We start from the raw sequence: 318 nt of genomic DNA, 5'->3' as shown, positions 1-318 counted from the left end.
AAGCACAGTAGGTTTTTGCCTTTATCTTGGCCTGCTAAATACATCACTCCTTGGCGATAGGAAATGCGACGCTGGCTGTCACTATCACACGATGAGTAGGGGCTGGCTTTACTAGCAAGTCCTGCAAACTTGGGCGCATGGGTGGCAAAAAAGCTCAGTAAATTGCCGCCATCTGGTAGTGTTAAGTCGGTAAACTGGTCTTCTGTAGCAGAAATCGTTTGGTTACCCCGTGCCGTCTCAACCATTAGCCTCACCCCTTGACTGCTTAACCGTGCCAATATGGCGGGGACGTTATCTCGAGTGTAAACCATGGTGTTA

At 49.1% G+C, this 318-nt stretch carries 1 protein-coding gene; it reads right to left on the bottom strand.

What is annotated here, in order from left to right:
* Positions 1-311: DUF2608 domain-containing protein (locus tag CWB98_RS23610; protein WP_249364757.1), on the bottom strand; the 311-nt coding region annotated here is incomplete at its 3' end.
* Positions 312-318 lie beyond the last annotated feature (7 nt).

The organism is Pseudoalteromonas rubra, from assembly GCF_005887115.1.
Lineage (GTDB): Bacteria > Pseudomonadota > Gammaproteobacteria > Enterobacterales > Alteromonadaceae > Pseudoalteromonas > Pseudoalteromonas rubra_F.
This window is presented reverse-complemented; position numbering and strand designations above follow the sequence as displayed.